This window comes from Parasutterella secunda, assembly GCF_016901835.1.
Lineage (GTDB): Bacteria > Pseudomonadota > Gammaproteobacteria > Burkholderiales > Burkholderiaceae_F > Aphodousia > Aphodousia faecavium.
Genome location: NZ_JACJKX010000030.1, coordinates 1 through 3005, shown reverse-complemented (window position 1 = coordinate 3005; position 3005 = coordinate 1). Strand labels below are relative to the sequence as shown.

2 protein-coding genes are annotated in these 3005 nt (G+C 47.0%); both read right to left on the bottom strand.

Annotated features, from left to right (window positions below; translation table 11 throughout):
- Positions 1-279: 279 nt before the first annotated feature.
- Positions 280-1689 (bottom strand): type I glutamate--ammonia ligase, encoded by a 1410-nt coding sequence (glnA, locus tag H5985_RS09170; protein WP_205051009.1) that lies wholly within the window; start codon positions 1687-1689, stop codon positions 280-282.
- Between the two features lie 290 nt (positions 1690-1979).
- Positions 1980-2858 (bottom strand): PD-(D/E)XK nuclease domain-containing protein, encoded by an 879-nt coding sequence (locus H5985_RS09165; protein WP_205051008.1) that lies wholly within the window; start codon positions 2856-2858, stop codon positions 1980-1982.
- Positions 2859-3005 lie beyond the last annotated feature (147 nt).

The following is a 3005-nucleotide window of genomic DNA, read 5'->3' as shown; positions in this document are numbered from 1 at the left end:
ATTCAAGCTTTCTGAGTATCGTTTGAGACTCAGAGTCACTGACTCGAATAGGAAGTTCAATAATAAACGTCGGACCGGGCATGGAAGCTCATTTTACTTCAACGACTCAAGTCGTTGCACGGATTCCTCCCTCTGTTAAAACAGAGGGCTTCCTCCATGATTATTCTGTGAAAAACGGACGAAGAACAGTTCTTCGCCCATTGTATAGAACTTCAGAAGTTACGCAACCGAACCGACTGTTGACGAAAGTGAGCCGGCGGCTGCGCAAAAACAAAGCGATTAAAGTTTATAGTACATCTCAAATTCAATCGGAGCCGTAGCCAAGCGGAAGCGTTCCACTTCTTTAGCCTTCATTTGCAGATAGGCTTCGATCATGTCTTCGGAGAAAACGCCGCCTCGGGTCAGGAATTCGTGGTCGGCTGCCAAATGTTCTAAAGCTTCTTCAAGCGATGCACACACCGTCGGGATCTTTGCGTTTTCTTCAGGCGGCAAGTCATACAGATTCTTGTCAGCGGCTTCACCCGGGTGAATCTTATTCATAATGCCGTCAAGACCGGCCATGAGTAATGCCGAGAAGCAAAGATAGGGATTGGCCATCGGATCGGGGAAACGCACTTCAATGCGACGGGCCTTGTCGCTTGACGTGTGCGGAATACGGATCGAGGCCGAGCGGTTACGAGCCGAATAGGCAAGTTTCACCGGTGCTTCAAAACCCGGAACCAAGCGCTTATAGGAGTTGGTCGACGGGTTGGTGATGGCATTTAACGCCTTAGCGTGCTTGATGACGCCTCCGATGTAGTAGAGCGCCATATCGCTTAAACCGGCATAACCGTTACCGGCAAAGAGGTTTTGGCCGTCTTTCCAAATGGATTGGTGAACGTGCATGCCGCTGCCGGCACTGCCTACCACAGGCTTAGGCATAAAGGTAGCGGTCTTACCGTAGGCTGCAGCCACATTCCAAATCGTGTATTTGACAATCTGCGTCCAGTCGGCACGCTTTACAAGCGTATTAAAGCGCGTACCGATTTCACACTGTCCGGCTCCCACTTCGTGGTGCTGCACTTCAGTGGGCACGCCTTGCTGTTCCATCAAAAGGCACATTTCGGCGCGCATATCCTGGAACGAATCAATGGGCGGCACCGGGAAGTAACCGCCTTGATGACCCGGGCGGTGGCCAAGGTTACCTTGTTCGTATTCAATCTTTGAAGCCCAGCCGGCTTCATCACTGCCGATTTTGTAGAAAGAGTGCTCAGGATCGGTTCCCCAAACGATGGAGTCAAAAATATGAAATTCGGGTTCCGGCCCAAAAAAGGCCGTATCACCAATACCGGTGGTTTTAAGGTAGCTTTCCGCACGCTTGGCAATCGAGCGCGGATCGCGGTTATACCCCTTACCCGTAGCCGGATCGGTTGCATCACACGTTAAAATCAAAGTGCTTTCTTCACGGAAAGGATCCAAGCGGGCGCTGTCGGGATCGGCAATGAGGAGCATGTCGCTTGCTTCAATGCCCTTCCAGCCACCCATTGAAGAGCCGTCAAAAGGCTGACCTTCTTCAAAGAAGTCTTCATCCACAGCACGAGCGGGAATGCTCACATGCTGCTCTTTTCCCTTGATATCGGTAAAACGAAGATCGACGAATTTGACGTCATTGTCTCGGATCATTTGCAAGACTTTATCAATTGCAGCCATTTTGGGCTCCTTAAATTCAGACAGCACTGATTTTAATGACAAAAAAATGAATCTTGGTGACTTTCTAAAAGAAAATTGCTTTCAGTTGAGGAAAAGAAATTAAGATTTTCGCCTGAGGGATATCAGAACGGCAGAAAAACGACTTTGAACAACAGACAAAGCCGCTGCAACCGAATAGCTCATTTTGTTTTGTTTCGACAACGTCGGAGTGGTTAAGTTGCTTCGTTAAGAACTTTCCAAGCAGAGAAGCGTCTTTCCTCGGCATTAAAAACCAAAGCAACACGGATCAGCTATTTGCCATCGCTGATTTCTCCATAGCGCCTCGCTTGAATCTGCGAAAGAGCCCTATTTAAAAGTGTCTCGACTTCTGAGGATTTTTGAGCAAATTTAAATTCAAAGAGCCAACAACGATTGCCGACTTCAACCTCCATGTCACTACGTCCTAATGCGTTATGCCCCTCCACTCTCGGTATCATCGCTGCACCGATTAACAGCACTTGCAAATAGGCTCGACAACTTGCCTCATCAACGATTGGATAACGTTGGTAGTCAATTGCACTGACTGCCTTGTTAAACGCCTCAACAACCGTACGAGTATCTTCGTGAGCCATAATGTCCGAAATCATAGGATCTTGAGGCTGTTCAAGAGGCAGGCCTCTCAACAACTCATCAGCATAGAGTTGGGCCATGGACAAAGCCACTTCGCGGTTAGGATATCCCAATATGGCATATCCGTTCGGACGAACAGAACGAATGGTTAGATACCCGGACTGAGTTAAAAGTACATCGATACCGACATCGTCGTACTGCCGCGAAGCATTTAGCTCAGACAAGCGTAGTTGTTTGACCTGATCAAAACTGATCGGTTCTTCGAGCTTATGATTGACCAAATATTTCTTTAATACAGAAGCTTGTCCTCCACTCGCGTACCAGTAGTTCTGCAAACCACGATCCGGTCGGGAAAAGAAATTTAATACTGACCAAGGGCAAAACACGTGAGACAACGCTTTTTCGTCAAAACAGAAACCATCATAGTTTTGCTTTAGAGCTCTCAAAATACTCTCCTCATCGAGCTCTAAATCCGTCGTTGCTCTTTTCAGATAAAGACCGAAATCACGCCGAATTTCTTCCTCCGTGCAACCCAACAAAGTACAGAAATACGGATCCAACCTAAATTTTCATAAGGCATATCCTATTTTTTAGGAAGTTTTTCTTAAAAATCATATGGATATGCCTTGATTTTTGCCTCAAAGTAGGATATACTTTATATATCCAATGAAAAGAGGCATTCTCTATGGCCGGCACTTACCTTTCTA